The sequence below is a fragment of the Rhodospira trueperi genome (genome assembly GCF_900101965.1).
GTDB classification, from domain to species: domain Bacteria; phylum Pseudomonadota; class Alphaproteobacteria; order Rhodospirillales; family Rhodospirillaceae; genus Rhodospira; species Rhodospira trueperi.
The window spans coordinates 209,940-226,428 of the sequence record NZ_FNAP01000003.1; the positions used below are offsets into that span (position 1 = coordinate 209,940).

Annotated in this window: 15 protein-coding genes; all 15 read right to left on the reverse strand. The window is 66.9% G+C overall.

Features of this window, described 5'->3' with window-relative positions; translation table 11 throughout:
* Window positions 1-2: 2 nt before the first annotated feature.
* Window positions 3-1,445: an NADH-quinone oxidoreductase subunit NuoN gene (gene nuoN / locus BLS85_RS06020; protein WP_092783718.1), complete on the reverse strand. Its 1,443-nt coding sequence runs from the start codon at window positions 1,443-1,445 to the stop codon at window positions 3-5.
* 45 nt (window positions 1,446-1,490) lie between these two features.
* Entirely contained in the window at window positions 1,491-2,999 is a 1,509-nt protein-coding gene (locus BLS85_RS06025) for an NADH-quinone oxidoreductase subunit M (RefSeq protein ID WP_425438469.1), read from the reverse strand.
* Window positions 3,000-3,102: 103 nt separating this feature from the next.
* Window positions 3,103-5,199 carry an NADH-quinone oxidoreductase subunit L gene (gene nuoL, locus BLS85_RS06030; RefSeq protein WP_092783720.1) on the reverse strand — a complete coding sequence of 699 codons (2,097 nt, stop codon included), beginning with the start codon at window positions 5,197-5,199 and terminating at the stop codon, window positions 3,103-3,105.
* Between the two features lie 9 nt (window positions 5,200-5,208).
* Window positions 5,209-5,520 carry an NADH-quinone oxidoreductase subunit NuoK gene (gene nuoK, locus BLS85_RS06035; RefSeq protein ID WP_092783723.1) on the reverse strand — a complete coding sequence of 104 codons (312 nt, stop codon included), beginning with the start codon at window positions 5,518-5,520 and terminating at the stop codon, window positions 5,209-5,211.
* Between the two features lies 1 nt (window position 5,521).
* Window positions 5,522-6,133: an NADH-quinone oxidoreductase subunit J gene (locus BLS85_RS06040; protein ID WP_092783726.1), complete on the reverse strand. Its 612-nt coding sequence runs from the start codon at window positions 6,131-6,133 to the stop codon at window positions 5,522-5,524.
* 105 nt (window positions 6,134-6,238) lie between these two features.
* Entirely contained in the window at window positions 6,239-6,727 is a 489-nt protein-coding gene (nuoI, locus tag BLS85_RS06045; protein ID WP_092783729.1) for an NADH-quinone oxidoreductase subunit NuoI, read from the reverse strand.
* Between the two features lie 28 nt (window positions 6,728-6,755).
* Window positions 6,756-7,769 (reverse strand): NADH-quinone oxidoreductase subunit NuoH, encoded by a 1,014-nt coding sequence (gene nuoH, locus BLS85_RS06050; RefSeq protein WP_092783732.1) that lies wholly within the window; start codon window positions 7,767-7,769, stop codon window positions 6,756-6,758.
* Window positions 7,762-9,855 (reverse strand): NADH-quinone oxidoreductase subunit NuoG, encoded by a 2,094-nt coding sequence (nuoG, locus tag BLS85_RS06055; protein WP_092783735.1) that lies wholly within the window; start codon window positions 9,853-9,855, stop codon window positions 7,762-7,764. Before nuoG ends, nuoH begins: the two co-directional genes overlap by 8 nt.
* Window positions 9,856-9,893: 38 nt before the next feature.
* A complete protein-coding gene (gene nuoF, locus BLS85_RS06060) occupies window positions 9,894-11,201 on the reverse strand; it encodes an NADH-quinone oxidoreductase subunit NuoF (RefSeq protein ID WP_092784064.1) in 1,308 nt (435 codons plus the stop codon).
* A 24-nt stretch (window positions 11,202-11,225) separates the two neighbouring features.
* Window positions 11,226-11,906, reverse strand: coding sequence for a complex I 24 kDa subunit family protein (locus tag BLS85_RS06065; RefSeq protein WP_092783738.1), 681 nt, complete (start codon window positions 11,904-11,906; stop codon window positions 11,226-11,228).
* Complete coding sequence (locus BLS85_RS06070) at window positions 11,903-13,081, reverse strand: NADH-quinone oxidoreductase subunit D (RefSeq protein WP_092783741.1); 1,179 nt, start codon at window positions 13,079-13,081, stop codon at window positions 11,903-11,905. Before BLS85_RS06070 ends, BLS85_RS06065 begins: the two co-directional genes overlap by 4 nt.
* Before the next feature lie 40 nt (window positions 13,082-13,121).
* Window positions 13,122-13,766, reverse strand: a complete 645-nt coding sequence (locus tag BLS85_RS06075) for an NADH-quinone oxidoreductase subunit C (RefSeq protein ID WP_092783744.1) — start codon at window positions 13,764-13,766, stop codon at window positions 13,122-13,124.
* Window positions 13,767-13,897: 131 nt separating this feature from the next.
* Window positions 13,898-14,473: a NuoB/complex I 20 kDa subunit family protein gene (locus tag BLS85_RS06080; RefSeq protein WP_092783747.1), complete on the reverse strand. Its 576-nt coding sequence runs from the start codon at window positions 14,471-14,473 to the stop codon at window positions 13,898-13,900.
* Window positions 14,464-14,829, reverse strand: coding sequence for an NADH-quinone oxidoreductase subunit A (locus tag BLS85_RS06085; RefSeq protein ID WP_092783750.1), 366 nt, complete (start codon window positions 14,827-14,829; stop codon window positions 14,464-14,466). The genes BLS85_RS06080 and BLS85_RS06085 overlap by 10 nt, the downstream gene beginning before the upstream one ends.
* 343 nt (window positions 14,830-15,172) lie before the next feature.
* Complete coding sequence (locus BLS85_RS06090; RefSeq protein ID WP_092783753.1) at window positions 15,173-16,105, reverse strand: DUF58 domain-containing protein; 933 nt, start codon at window positions 16,103-16,105, stop codon at window positions 15,173-15,175.
* Between the last annotated feature and the right edge of the window lie 384 nt (window positions 16,106-16,489).

Sequence of the window (16,489 nt, forward strand, 5' to 3'; positions counted from 1 at the left end):
CGTCATCCCGCGAGCAGCGCGCCGGCCGCGATTTCCGCCTGCGACAGAATCCAGCCCGGCATGGCGATGAACAGCAGGATCACGGCGGCACTGACGGACATCACCACCCGCAGCGCCATGGAGCCGACAGGGTCCAGGCTCTCCAGCGGCTCGTCGAAGTACATCACCTTGACGATGCGCAGATAGTAGAAGGCGGATACCACGCTGGTCAGAACGCCGATCACCGCCAGCCAGATCAGCCCGGCATCGACCGCCGCCATGAAGACGTAGAACTTGGCGAAGAACCCGGCCAGCGGCGGAATGCCGGCCATGGAGAACATGAAGATCCCCATGGCCAGGGCCATCAGTGGATGGGTGCGCCCCAGCCCGGCCAGGTCCTTGATGCCCTCGACCGCGCGGCCCTGCTGGCGCATGGCCAGGATGACCGCGAAGGCGCCGACGTTCATGAACAGATAGATGGCCAGATAGACCAGCACCCCGCGCACGCCCTCCGGCGTGCCCGCCGTCAGGCCGACCAAGGCGTAGCCCATGTGCCCGATGGAGCTGTAGGCCATCAGCCGCTTGATGTTTTCCTGCGCCAGGGCGGCGAAGGCGCCGATGACCATCGACAGCATGGCGATGATCCAGATCACCTGCTGCCAGTCGGCGGCCAGGGCGCCGAACGGCTCCAGCGCCACACGGAGGAACAGCGACAGGGCGGCCACCTTGGGCGCCACGGCGAACAGCGCGGTGACCGGCGTCGGCGCGCCCTCGTAGACGTCTGGCGTCCACATATGGAACGGCGCCGCCGAGACCTTGAAGGCCAGACCCGAGAGCACGAACACCAACCCCACGACGACCCCGACGTGCGGATCACCGCCGGCCACGGCCTCGGCGATCCCGGTGAAGCTCGTGGTGCCGGCGAAGCCGTAGACCAGTGACGCGCCGTACAGCATGACGCCGGAGGCCAGGGCGCCGAGCACGAAGTACTTCAGACCGGCCTCGGTGGCGCGCAGGTTGTCTCGCTGCACCGTGGCCAGCACGTACAGGGCCAGCGACTGCAACTCCAGGCCCAGGTACATGGAGATCAGGTCGTTGGCCGAGACCATCAGCATCATGCCGACGGTGGTCAGCAGCATGAGCACGGGAAACTCGAAGCGGGCGATCCCCTCACTGACCATCCAACGCCGCGCCATCAGCAGCGTCGCGCCCGATGCGCCCAGGACCAGCAGCTTGGCGAAGCGCGTGAAGTCGTCGGTCACGAACTGGCCGTAGAAGGCCTCCGCCCTGCCCTCGCCGCCCATCGCCACGACGGCGCCGGCCACGACGATGCCGTACACGGCCGCCCAGGTGCAGCTCGCCGACCGGTCACCCCGGGCAAACACGCCATACATCAGCAGCCCCATGGCCAGCAGGGCCAGGATGAGTTCCGGCAGGGCCGGCAGCATCATGGGCAGGTCGATCATGGCGTCGGGTCTCCCGGCGGGTCGGCTCTCGGTGTAACGGCGGATCTAGCGGGCCGCGACGGACACGCCGTCGGCGGCCGCCAGGGCGGCTTCGTACTGGGTGATGAGGTTGTCCACGCTGGCGTGGATCGGGTCGAGGAAGCTGGACGGATAGATGCCCATCCACAGCACCACGATCACCAGCGGGGCGAACACGGCCATCTCGCGCGGGTTCAGGTCCAGCATGGCCTTGACGTCGGCCTTCTCCAGCTTGCCGAACACCACCCGACGATACAGGAACAGCATGTAAACGGCGCCCAGGATCACACCGGTGGCGATCAGCAGGGCCACCAGGGTGTTGACCTTGAACACGCCCAGCATGACCAGGAACTCGCCGACGAAGCCGCTGGTCCCCGGCAGGCCGACGGAGGCCATCATGAACAGCATGAACACCAGGGCGTATTTGGGCATGTTGTTCGCCAGCCCGCCGTAGCGCCCGATCTCGCGGGTGTGCAGCCGGTCATAGACCACGCCGACGCACAGGAACAGCGCGCCCGAGACGATGCCGTGACTGAGCATCTGATAAATCGCGCCCTCGACCGCCTGTTGGGTCATGGCGAAGATGCCGGCGGTGACGAAGCCCATGTGGGCGACCGACGAATAGGCGATCAGCTTCTTCATGTCCTCCTGGGCCAGGGCCACCAGGGAGGTATAGATCACCGCGATGATCGACAGCACGAAGATGATGTCGGCCATCTGCGCCGACGCCTCCGGTAGCATCGGCAAGGAAAAACGCAGGAAGCCATAAGCCCCCATTTTCAGCAGCACGCCGGCCAGGATGACGGACCCGGCCGTCGGCGCCTCGACGTGGGCGTCGGGTAGCCACGTATGCACCGGCCACATCGGCACCTTGACCGCGAAGCTGGCCAGCAGCGCCAGGAACAGCCAGATTTGCCAGCTTTCGGGGAACGTGGTGTTCATCAGGGTCGGAATGTCGGTGGTGCCGGCGTGCAGGTACATGGCCAGCAGCGCCACCAGCATGAGCACCGAGCCCAGCAGCGTGTACAGGAAGAACTTGAACGCGGCGTAGATGCGGCGCGGCCCGCCCCAGATTCCGATGATCAGGAACATGGGGATCAGCACGCCCTCGAAGAAGACGTAGAACAGCACGTAGTCGAGCGCACAGAACATGCCCACCATCATGGTTTCCAGCACCATGAAGGCCACCATGTATTCCCGCACCCGGCTCTTGATCGCGTCCCAGCTTGCCAGCACGCACAGCGGCGTCAGGAACGTGGACAGCAGCACGAAGAACAGCGAAATGCCGTCCACCCCCATGTGATAGGCGATGTTGTACTCCGGCAGCCAGTCGACGCGCTCGACGAACTGAAAGTCCGCCCGGGACGGATCGAACCCGATCCAGATCCCCAGCGACAGCAGGAACGTCACGCCCGACGTCCACAGCGCCACCCAGCGGCTGTTTTCCGCAACCTCGGCCTCTGTCCCGCGCACCAGCAGAATGATGCAGGCGGCGCCGAACAGGGGCAGAAAGGTGATGATGCTGAGCAGGGACATGTCTTCGATCATCGCCGCCTCGGCCTTTCCCCCGGGCCGCTGCGGCCCTGATTCGTTGTTGTCCGGGCCGTTCCGGCCCCCGTTGCAGTGACGCGCGCTCTCATCAGGCCCCGATCAGTCGCCAGGAGACGAACACCACCACGCCGATGATCATCAGGAAGGCGTAGTGATACACGTATCCGGTCTGGAACTGGCGCAACCGCGCCGCGACGGTCCGGGACACCGCCGCCAGACCGTCCGGCCCCAGGCCGTCGATGATGGCGCCGTCGCCCGTCTTCCACAGAACCCGGCCAAGGGCGAACATCGGCCGCACGAACAGCCAGTCGTACAGTTCGTCGAAGTACCACTTGTTCAGCAGGAAGCGATGCACGCCCGGGAACGAGCGGGCCAGCCGCACCGGCACCGTCGGCGTCAGGATATAGAACACCCAGGCCATGAAGATGCCCGCCGCCGTCACGATCAGCGGCGCCAGCTTGACAATGCCTGGAACGTGGTGCGCCCGCTCCAGCACGCCGGCATCGGGGCCGGCGTGATGGGCGTCGTCGCCGTGCCCGGCCGCGGCGTGAACCTCGGCCGCGTGCGCCTCCTCGGCAGGCGCTTCGTCACCGTGAGCGTCATCGGCGGCGTGGGACTCATCGGCCGGAGCCGCCTCCGCATGGCCGTCCATTGTGCCGGCTTGAGCCTGCCCCTGGACATTGTAGGCGATGCTGTCGCCCCAGAACTGGGGATGCTTGTCGCCGACGAAGTGAGTGTACGCCACCATGCCGGAGAACACCGCGCCCACGGCCAGCCCCAGCAACGGCACCATCATCACCGCCGGGCTTTCGTGCACGTGCGCCATCACGGTTTCGTTGGCGCGTGGCTTGCCGTGGAAGGTCAGAAACAGCAGGCGCCAGGAGTAGAACGCGGTCATGAACGCCGCCGCGATGCCCAGCACGAAGGCCATCGTGCCCAAGCCGGTGCCGGCCGCGAAGGCCGCCTCCAGGATCATGTCCTTGGAGTAGTAGCCGGCAAACCACGGCACGCCCGCGAGCGCCAGCGAACCGATCCACATCATCAGGTAGGTCAGCTTGATGTGCTTCCACAGCCCGCCCATGTTGCGGATGTCCTGCTCGTCGGACATGGCGTGGATCACCGAGCCAGCGGACAGGAACAGCAGCGCCTTGAAGAAGGCGTGCGTCATCAGGTGGAAGATGGCCGCCTGATAGGCGCCCACGCCCAGCGCGAAGAACATGTAGCCGAGCTGCGAGCAGGTCGAATAGGCGATCACCCGCTTGATGTCGTTCTGCACGCAGCCGATGGTCGCGGCGAAGAACGCCGTGGACGCGCCGACCACGACCACGATGGCCATGGCCACCGGGGCGTATTCGAACAGCGGCGACATGCGCGCGACCATGAACACGCCGGCGGTCACCATGGTGGCGGCGTGGATCAGCGCGGAGACCGGGGTCGGACCCTCCATGGCGTCCGGCAGCCAGGTGTGCAGGCCGATCTGCGCCGACTTGCCCATGGCGCCCAGGAACAGCAGCACGCAGATGATCTCCAGCGCCGGCACTTCGGCGCCGAGGAAGGTCAGCGAGGCGCCCGCCATCTCGGGCGCGGCGGCGAACATCGCGTCCATCGAGATGGTTCCGAACAGCACGAAGGCCCCGAAGATGCCCAGCGCGAAGCCGAAGTCGCCGACGCGGTTGACGACGAACGCCTTGATCGCGGCCGCGTTGGCCGACGGGCGCTCGTACCAGAAACCGATCAGCAGGTACGACGCAAGGCCCACGCCCTCCCAGCCGAAGAACAGCTGAACCAGGTTGTCGGCGGTCACCAGCATGTACATGAAGAAGGTGAACAGCGACAGATAGGCCATGAAGCGCGGGATGCCGGGATCATGGTGCATGTAGCCGATGGAGTACACATGCACCAGGAACGACACACAGCTCACCGTCAGCACCATCACCGCCGACAGGGTGTCGAACTTCAGCGCCCAGTTCACCAGCAGGTCACCGGAGTCGATGAACGTGAGCAGCGGCACCGTCTGCGCGTTGCCGTTCAGGGCCACGTCGATGAAGATGGGCACGGCCAACAGGGCGCTGGCGCCCATGGCCCCGCACGTCAGCCACTGAGACAGGGTGTCGCCCAGGCGGCGGCCGAACAGGCCGACGACGATGGCCCCCAGGAGCGGCAGGAAAATGGCTGCAACGGTCATGGTCCGGCCTTACCCCTTCAGGCTGTTGATGTCCTCGACCTCGATCGAGCCCCGGTTGCGGAAGAACACCACAACGATGGCCAGACCGATGCCCGCCTCCGCCGCCGCGACAGTCAGGATGAACATGGTGAAGATCTGCCCCACCAGGTCCTGCAGGTGCGCCGAGAAGGCCACCATGTTGATGGTCACGGCCAGCAGCATCAGTTCGATCGACATCATGATGATGACGACGTTTTTCTTGTTGGCGAAGATGCCGAACACGCCCGTGGCGAACAGGATCGCCGAGACCGTCAGGTAGTGCGCCAGACCGATCTCTCCCATGTCAGATCCCCCCCCGGTTGCGGACCTGCCGAACGGCCAGAACCTCGTCCTTCGGCCGGTGAACCTGACGGCCGATGGACTGACGGCGCACGTTCGGATTGACCCGCAGGGTCAGCACGATGGCGCCGATCATGGCCACGAACAGGATCAGGCCCGACACCTGGAACAGGTAGACGTACTGGGTGTACAGCAAGTTGCCCAGCGCCTCGGTGTTGCTCACCTCGGCCACATCGGGCGTCGGCGCGGCGCGCAGGGTCATGGCCTCGCCAGCGAAGGACCAATTGGCGAACAGCACCCCCATCTCGATCACCAGCACCACCGCCAACGCGGCGCCGACCGGCAGATAGCGCTGCATGCCCTCGCGCAGGCCCAGCAGATTGATGTCCAGCATCATGACGACGAACAGGAACAGCACGGCCACGGCGCCGACGTAGACCACCACCACCAGCATGGCGACGAACTCAGCCCCCATCAGCACGAACAGGCCGGCGCCGTTGAAGAACGCGAGGATCAGCCACAGCACGCTGTGCACCGGGTTGCGACTGGTCACCACCAGAAGGCCGGACACCACCGCGATCACCGCGAACAGATAGAATGTCAGGGCGTGAATCATCCGCGACCCCTCCGTTCCGTCCCGGCCGTGGTCCGGGTTTCGCTCGGCGTGTGCATTCCTCTCTCCCCGTCGCCCTGGTGCATGGCCCTGATTTCGGGCGCGTTGTCAGCGATACGGCGCGTCCAGTTCCAGCCGCTTGGCCAGTTCCGCCTCCCAGCGGTCGCCGTTGGCCAGCAGCTTGTCCTTATCGTACAGCAGTTCCTCGCGCGTCTCGGTGGCGAACTCGAAGTTCGGCCCCTCGACGATGGCATCCACCGGGCAGGCCTCCTCGCAGAAGCCGCAGTAGATGCACTTGGTCATGTCGATGTCGTACCGCGTGGTCCGCCGACTGCCGTCGCTGCGCTCCTCGGCCTCGATGGTGATGGCCTGGGCCGGACAGATGGCCTCGCACAGCTTGCAGGCGATGCAGCGTTCCTCGCCGTTCGGATAGCGCCGCAGCGCGTGCTCGCCCCGGAAGCGCGGGCTCAGATATCCCTTCTGGTACGGGTAGTCGATGGTGTACTTCGGCCTGAACATGTACCGGAAGGTCAGCACCAACCCCGAAACCAACTCGGACAACAGAACGCTCCGGGCGGTGCGGTCGAGGAATGACATGATCGAACTCCTGTCCTCTCGGGTCCGGTCAGGCCGGCATCAGGTCGAAGGTCACCATGACACCGGCGGTCAGGACGACCCAGGCCAGCGACAGCGGCAGGAACACCTTCCAGCCCAGACGCATGAGCTGATCGTACCGGTAGCGCGGGAAAGTGGCGCGCGCCCACAGGAACACGAACAGCACCGCGCAGACCTTCAGGGCGAACCAGATGATGCCCGGGATCCAGGTGAACGGCGCCGCGTCCACCGGCGGCAGCCAGCCGCCCAGGAACAGCACCACCGCGATGGCGCTCATCAGGATCATGTTCGCGTACTCGCCCAGGAAGAACAGGGCGAAGGTCATCGCGGAGTATTCCACGTTGTAGCCCGACACCAACTCCGCTTCGGCCTCGGGCAGGTCGAACGGTGCACGGTTGGTCTCCGCCAGGATGGAAACCACGAAGATCACGAACATCGGCAGGTGCGGGATGACATACCACATCCCCTCGCCCTGGGCGTGGACAATCTCCGACAGGTTCAGCGAGCCCGCCGACAGCAGCACGGAGATGATGATCAGGCCCATGCTGATCTCGTAGGAGACCATCTGCGCCGCCGAGCGCAGCCCGCCCAGCAGGGCATAGCGCGAGTTCGACGCCCAGCCGGCCATGATGATGCCGTACACGCCCAGGCCGGAGATGGCCAGCAGGTACAGCACACCGACGTTGATGTCCGACAGCACCCAGCCGTCATCGAACGGGATCACCGCCCAGCCGATCAGGGCCAGGATGAAGGTCAGCATCGGCGCCAGCACGAACACCGCGCGGTCGGCCCCGGTGGGGATCACCGTTTCCTTCAGGAACAGCTTGGCGCCGTCGGCGATGGGCTGCAGCAGGCCGAACGGCCCCACCACGTTCGGCCCCTTGCGGAGCTGAATCGCGCCGATGACCTTGCGTTCCGCGTAGGTCAGGTAGGCCACCGCCAGCAGCAACGGCAGCACGATCGCCACAATCTGCGCGATGATGATGATCAGCGGCCAGAGGGTGCCGCTCCAGAACTCAGCCATCGGTCCCCGTCCGCTTCTTGCTGTCACCGTCGCCGGCGCCGTTGATGTAGACGTCCGTGCAGGCCGCCATGGTGCGGGAGGCACGGCTGATGGGATCGGTCATGTAGTAGTTCGTGACCGGCGAGGCGAACGGCGCCGCCTCCAGCCGACCGCCGGTTCCGCCGGCCCCGGCCTTGTACGCGGCCGGCACCACCGCGCCCTCGTTGGCGTCCGCGAAGGTCGGCGACACCTCGGCCAGCCGCGCCCGCACGTCGTCCAGCGTGTTCTGCGCCAGCGGCTTGTCGATGGCGGCGGACAGGGCGCGGATGATCTTCCAGTCCTCGCGCACCTCGCCGGGCGGATGCACCGCCAGCCAGGTCCGCTGCATGCGGCCCTCGGTGTTGACGTAGGTGGCGTTCTTCTCGGTGTAGGCGGCCCCCGGCAGGATCACATCGGCCCGGTTCGCGCCGGCGTCGCCGTGGTGCCCCTGATAGATCACGAAGGCCTCGCCCAGGCGGGCGGTGTCGATCTCGTCGGCGCCCAGCAGGTAGACCACCTGGATGTCGCCCTTCTCCGCGCCGTCCAGGATGGCGGCCGTGTCGCGCCCGCCCTCCCCGGGCACGAAGCCCGCCTCCAGCCCGCCGACGCGGGCGGCGGCGGTGTGCAGCACGGCGAAGCCGGTCCAGTCGTCGCTGATGGCGCCCACGCTTTCCGCCAGCCGGCGCGCCCAGCCCATGACGGCGGCGCCGTCCGGCCGCGCCAGCGCGCCCATGCCGACCAGGATCAGCGGCCGCTCCGCTTCCTTCAGCACCTTGGCGAAGTCGTGCTTGCCGCCGGCCAGCGCCTCCAGGGTCTTGGGATCGTTGCCCAGGTCCTGGACCTTGTAGGTCAGGTCGGTGCGCGGCCCCAGCACGCCGATGGGGAATTTGCCCTTCAGATAGCGCTTGCGGATGCGGGCGTTCAGGATCGGCGCCTCCCAACGCGGGTCCGAGCCCACGATCAGCAGCGCGTCGGCGTCCTCGATGCCCGCGATGGTCGGATTGAACAGATAGCCCGCCCGATCCGTCGGATCCAGCGCCGCGCCGTCCTGGCGGCAGTCCAGGTTCGGGCTGCCCATGGCGGCCATCAGGTCCTTCAGCAGCACCATGGCCTCGGCGTCGGCCATGTCGCCGGCCAGCGCCGCCACCTTGTCGGCGTCGGTGGCCAGCAGGCGGCCGGCCACGGCGCGCAGGGCCTCCTCCCACGAGGCGGGGCGGAGTGTGCCGTCCTCGCGCACATAGGGGCGGTCGAGGCGCTGATAGCGGAGACCGTCCACGGCATGGCGCGACTTGTCGCCCAGCCACTCCTCGTTGACGTCCTCGTTCAGGCGCGGCAGCACGCGCATGACGGCGTTGCCGCGCGCATCCACCCGGATGGAGGACCCGACCGCGTCCAAAACGTCGATGGATTCGACCTTGTGCAACTCCCACGGCCGGGCGTGGAAGGCGTAGGGCGCGCTGGTCAGGGCGCCGACCGGGCACAGGTCCACGATATTGCCGGACAGTTCGCTGGTCAGCGCCTTCTCGACATAGGACGTGATCTCGGCGTGCTCGCCGCGCCCGATCATGCCCAGTTCGGGCACGCCGGCCACCTCGGTGATGAAGCGCACACAGCGGGTGCAGTGGATGCAGCGGGTCATGGCGGTCTTGACCAGGGGACCAAGATGCTTCTCGGCCACCGCCCGCTTGTGCTCCACATAGCGGGAATGGTCGGAGCCGAAGGCCATGGCCTGATCCTGAAGGTCGCACTCGCCGCCCTGGTCGCAGATCGGGCAGTCCAGCGGGTGGTTGATGAGCAGGAACTCCATCACCCCCTTGCGGGCCTTTTTCGCCAGATCGGACTGGGTCCAGACCTGCATGCCCTCGGCCACGGGCAGGGCGCACGCGGCGGCCGGCTTGGGCGGGCCGGGCTTGACCTCGACCAGACACATGCGGCAGTTGCCGGCAATCGAGAGCCGCTCGTGATAGCAGAAGCGGGGAATCTCGATGCCCACCAGATCGGCGGCCTGCATGATCGTCATTCCGGCCTCGGCCTCGACCTCGATGCCGTCAATGGTCAGCTTGGGCATGCCCGCGTCCCTTCCTTCCTCAACCCCGTCACGCCCCTCTACTCCGCCGCCGCCGACGCCGGCGCGGCATCGCCATTCGCGCCCTTGCGGGCCTTGATCCGGCGCTCAAGCTCGGGCCGGAAATGGCGGATCAGCCCCTGTATCGGCCACGCCGCCGCGTCGCCCAGGGCGCAGATGGTATGGCCCTCGACCTGCCGCGTCACCTCTTCCAGGATATCGATTTCCTCGATCTCGGCCTCGCCGGTCACAAGCCGCTCCATGACCCGGGCCATCCAGCCGCAGCCCTCGCGGCACGGCGTGCACTGACCGCAGCTTTCATGCTGGTAGAACTTCGACAACCGCGTGATCGCCTTCACCACGTCGGTGGACTTGTCCATCACCATGACGGCGGCGGTGCCCAGGCCGGACTTGACCTCCTTCAGGGCATCGAAGTCCATCAGCACGTCGTCGCAGATGTGCTTGGGCAGCAGCGGCACCGACGCGCCGCCGGGAATGATCGCCAGAAGATTATCCCAGCCCCCGCGCACCCCACCGGCGTGCTGCTCGATCAGCGTGCGCAGCGGCACGCTCATCGCCTCTTCCACGTTGCACGGCTTGTTCACATGGCCGGAGATGCAGAACACCTTGGTGCCGGAGTTGTTCTCGCGGCCGATGCCGGCGAACCAGGACGACCCGCGCCGCAGGATCGTCGGCACAACGGCGATGCTTTCCACGTTGTTGACGGTGGTCGGGCAGCCGTACAGGCCGACGCCGGCCGGGAACGGCGGCTTCAGGCGGGGCTGGCCCTTCTTGCCCTCCAGCGACTGGATGAGCGCGGTTTCCTCGCCGCAGATGTAGGCCCCGGCGCCGCGATGCACATACACCCGGAACGGCCAGCCGGTGCCGCAGGCGTTGTCGCCCAATAGGCCGGCCTCCTCGGCCTGGGCGATGGCCGCCTCCAGGCGCTCGGCCTCGCGGTAGAACTCGCCGCGGATGTAGATGTAGGCCACATGGGCGCGCATGGCGAAGCCGGCGATCAGGCAGCCCTCAAGCAGCTTGTGCGGGTCGTTGCGCATCATGTCCCGGTCCTTGCAGGTCCCGGGCTCGCCCTCGTCGGCGTTGACCACCAGATAATGCGGCCGCTCGCCCACCGTCTTGGGCATGAAGGACCACTTCAGGCCGGTCGAGAACCCGGCGCCGCCGCGCCCGCGCAGCCCCGACGCCTTGACCTGATCGATGATCCAGTCGTGCCCCTGGGCCAGGATCGCCTTGGTGCCGTCCCAGTCGCCACGCGCCAGCGCCCCCTTCAGGGTCCAGTCGTGAACCCCGTAGAGGTTGGTGAAGATGCGGTCCTTGTCGCTCAGCAGCATGACGCGCTTCCCTCCTCGGCCTTACTTCGCGCCGCCGGCGGACGCGCCCGCCGCCGGACTGTCGGCGGCGATCCACTTGCCACCCTCTGGCGTGGTGGGATCGGCGGTCAGCGTGCTCCGCTCGCCGGCCGGGGCGGAACACTGGCGCTTGGCCCAGGACCCGGCCTGAACGGCGTGCCCCTGCCGGATGGCATGGAACAGGGCCTTGGCGCTCTCGTAGTCCAAATCCTCGTGATAGTCGTCGTCGATCTGGACCATCGGCGCGTTCACGCACGCCCCCAGGCATTCCACCTCGGAGACCGTGGCGGTGCCATCGTCGGTGGTCTGACCGAACTCAACCCCGAACACCTCGCGCGCGGCGCGCACGATCTCGTCCGCGCCGCGCAGCCAGCACGACACATTGGTGCAGATCTGCACGTGATGGCGGCCGATGCGGCCCTGATTGTACATGGTGTAGAAGGTCACGACCTCCCACACCCGGATCGGCGGCGTCTTGGCCAACTCGGCCACCGCCTCCACGACTCCGCGCGAGATCCACCCGTGCTGGCGCTGGGCGAGGTCGAGCAGCGGCAGCACGGCGCTGCGCTCGCGCCCTTCCGGGTACTTGGCGAGGATACGCCGGGCCTCGGCCAGGGACGCCTCGTTGAAGGCGAACGGCGCGTCGGCGGCGTCGGACTCGGGAATCGTCTTCGCGGCAGTCATCGGTCGATCTCGCCAAACACAACGTCAATGGAGCCGATATTGGCCGGGATGTCGGCCAGCATGTGGCCCTTCGACAGCAGGTCCAGGCCCTGCAAGTGGACATATCCCGGCGAGCGGATCTTGCAGCGGTACGGCCGGTTGGTGCCGTCCGACACCAGATAGACCCCGAACTCGCCGGTGGCCGCCTCGACCGCCGTATAGGTCTCGCCGGGCGGCACCTTGAAGCCCTCTGTGTACAGCTTGAAGTGATGGATGAGGGCTTCCATCGAGCGTTTCATCTCCGGACGCGACGGCGGCGTGACCTTGTGGTCCTCGGCCTTCACCGGCCCGTCGGGCATCTTCTCGATGCACTGCCGGACGATGCGCATGGACTGGCGCATCTCCTCCATGCGCACCAGATAGCGGGCGTAGCAGTCGCCGGTGGTGCCCACGGGGATGTCGAACTCCATGTCCTCGAAGGCATCGTAGGGCTGGGCCTTGCGCAGGTCCCACGGAATGCCCGTCGCCCGCAGCACCGGCCCGGTGAAGCCCCAGTTCAGCGCGTCTTCCTGCGAGACGATGCCGATATCGACGGTGCGCTGACGGAAGATGCGGTTTTCGTCCAGCAGCGCTTCCATATCGACCATGAACTTCTCGAACCGGTCGCACCACTTGTACATGTCATCCATCAATCCGGCGGGCAGATCCTTGGCCACGCCACCCGGACGATAGTACGCCATGTGCATGCGGGCGCCCGACGCCCGCTCGCAGTATTCCAGCAGGTGCTCGCGCTCTTCCCAGCCCCACAGCATCGGTGTCATGGCGCCCAAGTCGAGCGCGAACGACGTCGTGTTCATGATGTGGTTGATGATGCGCGTGATCTCGGAGAACAGCGTGCGGATGTACTTGCCGCGCGGCGGCACCTCGACGCCCAGCAGCTTTTCGACCGCCAGCACGTAGGCATGTTCCATGTTCAGCGGGCAGGCGTAGTCCAACCGGTCGAAGTACGGCAGCGCCTGGACGTAGCTCTTGTATTCGATGAGCTTTTCCGTGCCGCGATGCAGAAGCCCGACGTGCGGGTCGGCCCGCTCCACCACCTCGCCCGACAGTTCCAGGATCAGGCGCAGCACACCGTGCGCGGCCGGATGCTGGGGGCCGAAGTTGAGGTTGTAGGTCTTGATCTCGGTCTGGGCCATGGTCTCGCCTGCCTCGTCCTCTCGCCGCCGCGCGTCTCGCCTAGCCGGCCGCCTTTTCGTCGCCCGGCAGCGCGCGCGCCGCCGCGTCCACGCCCGGATCCAGCGCCCCTTCCCAGGGGCTGAGGAAATCGAAATTGCGGAAATCCTGGGTCAGACGCACCGGCTCGTACACCACGCGCGCCTGTTCGTCGTCGTAGCGCAGTTCCACGGTCCCGGTCAGCGGGAAGTCCTTGCGCAGCGGATGCCCCTCGAACCCATAGTCGGTCAGCAGGCGGCGCAGATCCGGATGGTTGGAGAACACCACGCCGTACATGTCCCAGACCTCGCGCTCGAACCAGTTGGCGGTCTGGTACACCCCGACCACGGAGGGGACCGGCTGATCCTCGCCGGCGGTCAGGCGCACACGAACCCGCTGGTTATGCTTCAGGCTGAGCAGGTTGTAGACCACCTCGAAGCGCTCGTCCTGCTCCGGCCAGTCCACGCCGCAGACGTCCACCAGTTGCTGGAACATGCAGTTCGGATCGTCGCGCAGCATCGTCAGAACCCGGACGATATCGTTGCGGTTCACACTGACGACGAGTTCGTCCTTGGACATGTGAGTCTCGCGCACCGCATCGGGCAGCGCCGAGGCGATGTGCTGGCCAAGGTCCTCAAGGGCCTCTATCTGTTCCGCGGACAAAGACATGCGTTACCACCCCATTTCGACCGGCCCATTCCGACCGGCATCACGCGTGCGCCGGCCCACCACCTCACGGCCACGCGCTCCAGCCCGCCTGCGCCCCCACCGCCAGACGTCCGTCACGCCACACCTGTCGCCTACCGGAAGAGCGACCCGGTCCGGTTGATCTTCTTCTGAAGCTGAAGGATGCCGTACAGCAGGGCCTCCGCCGTCGGCGGACACCCTGGCACATAGACATCCACCGGAACAATACGGTCGCAGCCTCGCACCACGGAATACGAGTAGTGATAGTACCCGCCCCCGTTGGCGCACGAGCCCATCGAGATGACCCAGCGCGGTTCGGCCATCTGGTCGTACACCTTGCGCAGGGCCGGCGCCATCTTGTTGGTCAGGGTTCCGGCCACCAGCATCACATCGGACTGGCGCGGACTGGGCCGGAACACCACCCCGAATCGGTCCAGGTCGTACCGCGCGCAGGCGCAATGGATCATCTCCAGCGCGCAGCACGCCAGACCGAACGTCATCGGCCACAGCGACCCCGTGCGCGCCCAGTTCACCAGCTTGTCCACGCTGGCGACCACGAATCCCTTGTCCTCGATCTCATCGCCCAGGGCCTTCAGCAGGGCATCCTGCTCGGGGCCCGGCGGCAGCGGTGCCCCGCCCTGGACGGTTGCCGGCGTCGCGGTCGTCGGCGTTGCGTTGCTCACTCCCATTCCAGAGCCCCCTTCTTCCACTCGTAGATGAATCCGATGGTCAGGACGGCCAGGAACACGATCATTGACCAGAATCCGAACAAGCCGATGTTGCCCAGGCTGACGGCCCACGGGAACAGGAACGCCACCTCCAGATCGAAGATAATAAACAGAATGGCTACGAGATAGAATCGGACTTGAAATTTCGCGCGAGCATCGTCGAAGGCCTCGAAGCCGCATTCATACGCCGAATCCTTCTCCGGGTCCGGGCTTTGCGGCGCCACGACAAGTGAGCCCACCACCGCGCCAAGGGCGATCACCACGGCCAACACCAGAAAGACCAGGATCGGCAAATATTCCTGGAGCATTTCGGTCATGTTATAAAGCCCTATGCATCGTGCGGCGGAAACACAGTGTTCAGCGGGCGGATCCCGGAAACCGCAGTGGTTTAGTCAACGCCCCCTGACAAGTCAAGCCACCATGACGACTGAGAGACACCGTCACAACCGTCGCTGCACCGCCGAAGCCCCCGAATTTGCACTGCAATAACAATGGCGGTCCCGCATCGGGACTCGCCGGAAGTCTTGGCGTCACCGGCATGTAAGCGGCCACTGGAGGCGATCAAGCCCCACCCGAAAACACGGCGCCGACGGGCGCCCCGCCCCCAACGCGTTCGCACCAGCACCCGAGGTTTTGTGTTTCTCCGCCGTGGCCCCGTGCTCAGGGTCGGGGCGTTCCATGGGCCCGCGCGCCGTCCAGCGCCTGATACAGCCCCATCAGCACCGGCGCCGCCGACTGGTCCGTGTGATGCACCAGAAAGCGCCAGCCCGCCGACCGGGCCAGCGCCTCCAGCCCGGCGCGGTGGTCACGCAGGCGCTCCACGTAGGCCGCGCGGAGATCCTCCGCCCGGTCGAGCAGCACCTCGCCCTCGGCCTCCAGCCCCTCCACGCGCAGACGGCCCCGGAACGGGAACGCCTCCTCCGCCGGGTCGAGCACCTGGACGAGGCAGCCCCGCACGCCGCGCCCGGCCAGCGCGCTCACCAGCGCGGCGGTCTCGTCCAGAGGCGCCAGCAGATCGCCGATCAGCACCGCATGGCCGTGGCGGGCGGCGGACAGCGCCGACGGCGGCGCGCTCCCGTCCGCCAACGGACGCTCCAGCGCCTCGGCCAGGCGGCGTAGCGCCAACCGCCCACTACCGGGCGGCAGCGCGCGCGCCGGGTCTGCGTCCAGCAGGGCGAAGCGCTCGCCGCCCCGATCCAGCATCACCGCCAGCGCCAGCGCCAGCAGGGCGGCACGGTCGGCCTTGGTGGGCAGGCCGCGCGCGCTGGCATAGTCCATGGAGCCGGAGCCATCGACCGCCAGCCACACCGTCTGCGCCGCCTCCCACTCCAGTTCGCGCACGAACACCGGATCGGCCTTGGCCGAGCGGCGCCAGTCGATGGACCGGGGCATGTCGCCCGCCTCGTAGCGACGGTACTGCCAGAAGGTCTCGCCAACGCCAGCGCGGCGCCGGCCGTGCAGGCCGGGGGCGACGGTGGCGGCCACCCGCTCCGCTTCCACGAGCAAAGGCGGCAGCGCAGCGGCCAGCGGCTCGGCGCGGGCGAGGGGCGGCGCGGCGGCCTCGCGGTGTGGTGAACGGGGCTTTGTGGGCATGGGGAGACTCCGGCGCGGCCTTTTTCGGCATGTGGGGAGAGACGCCCCCGCTTGCGAGGTCGAGTCCGCCAGCGGTTCACAGTCTAAACGGAAAACGATGGACCGATCCCCCGCCTTGACATCCCCGGCCCGGGGCCTAAAGTGAGAACAGGGTTCCGGGTGATGCTGGACCCTGCCGTATTCCCGTTATCTTTCGTGACGCCGGACGATCATGATCGCGCCCGATGCCCTTCGCTCCCGCCGTTCCTCCCGCGCCGCCGGCGTGGCTGGAACCGTGCGCGTGACCGCGCGAACCCCCGCGTGGGGGTAAGGCTTCACACCCGGGCTCCGGGTCGCCGGGCGGTTGATCAAACGCCGCGCCGCGCCTCCGGAAGCCCCGCGCTC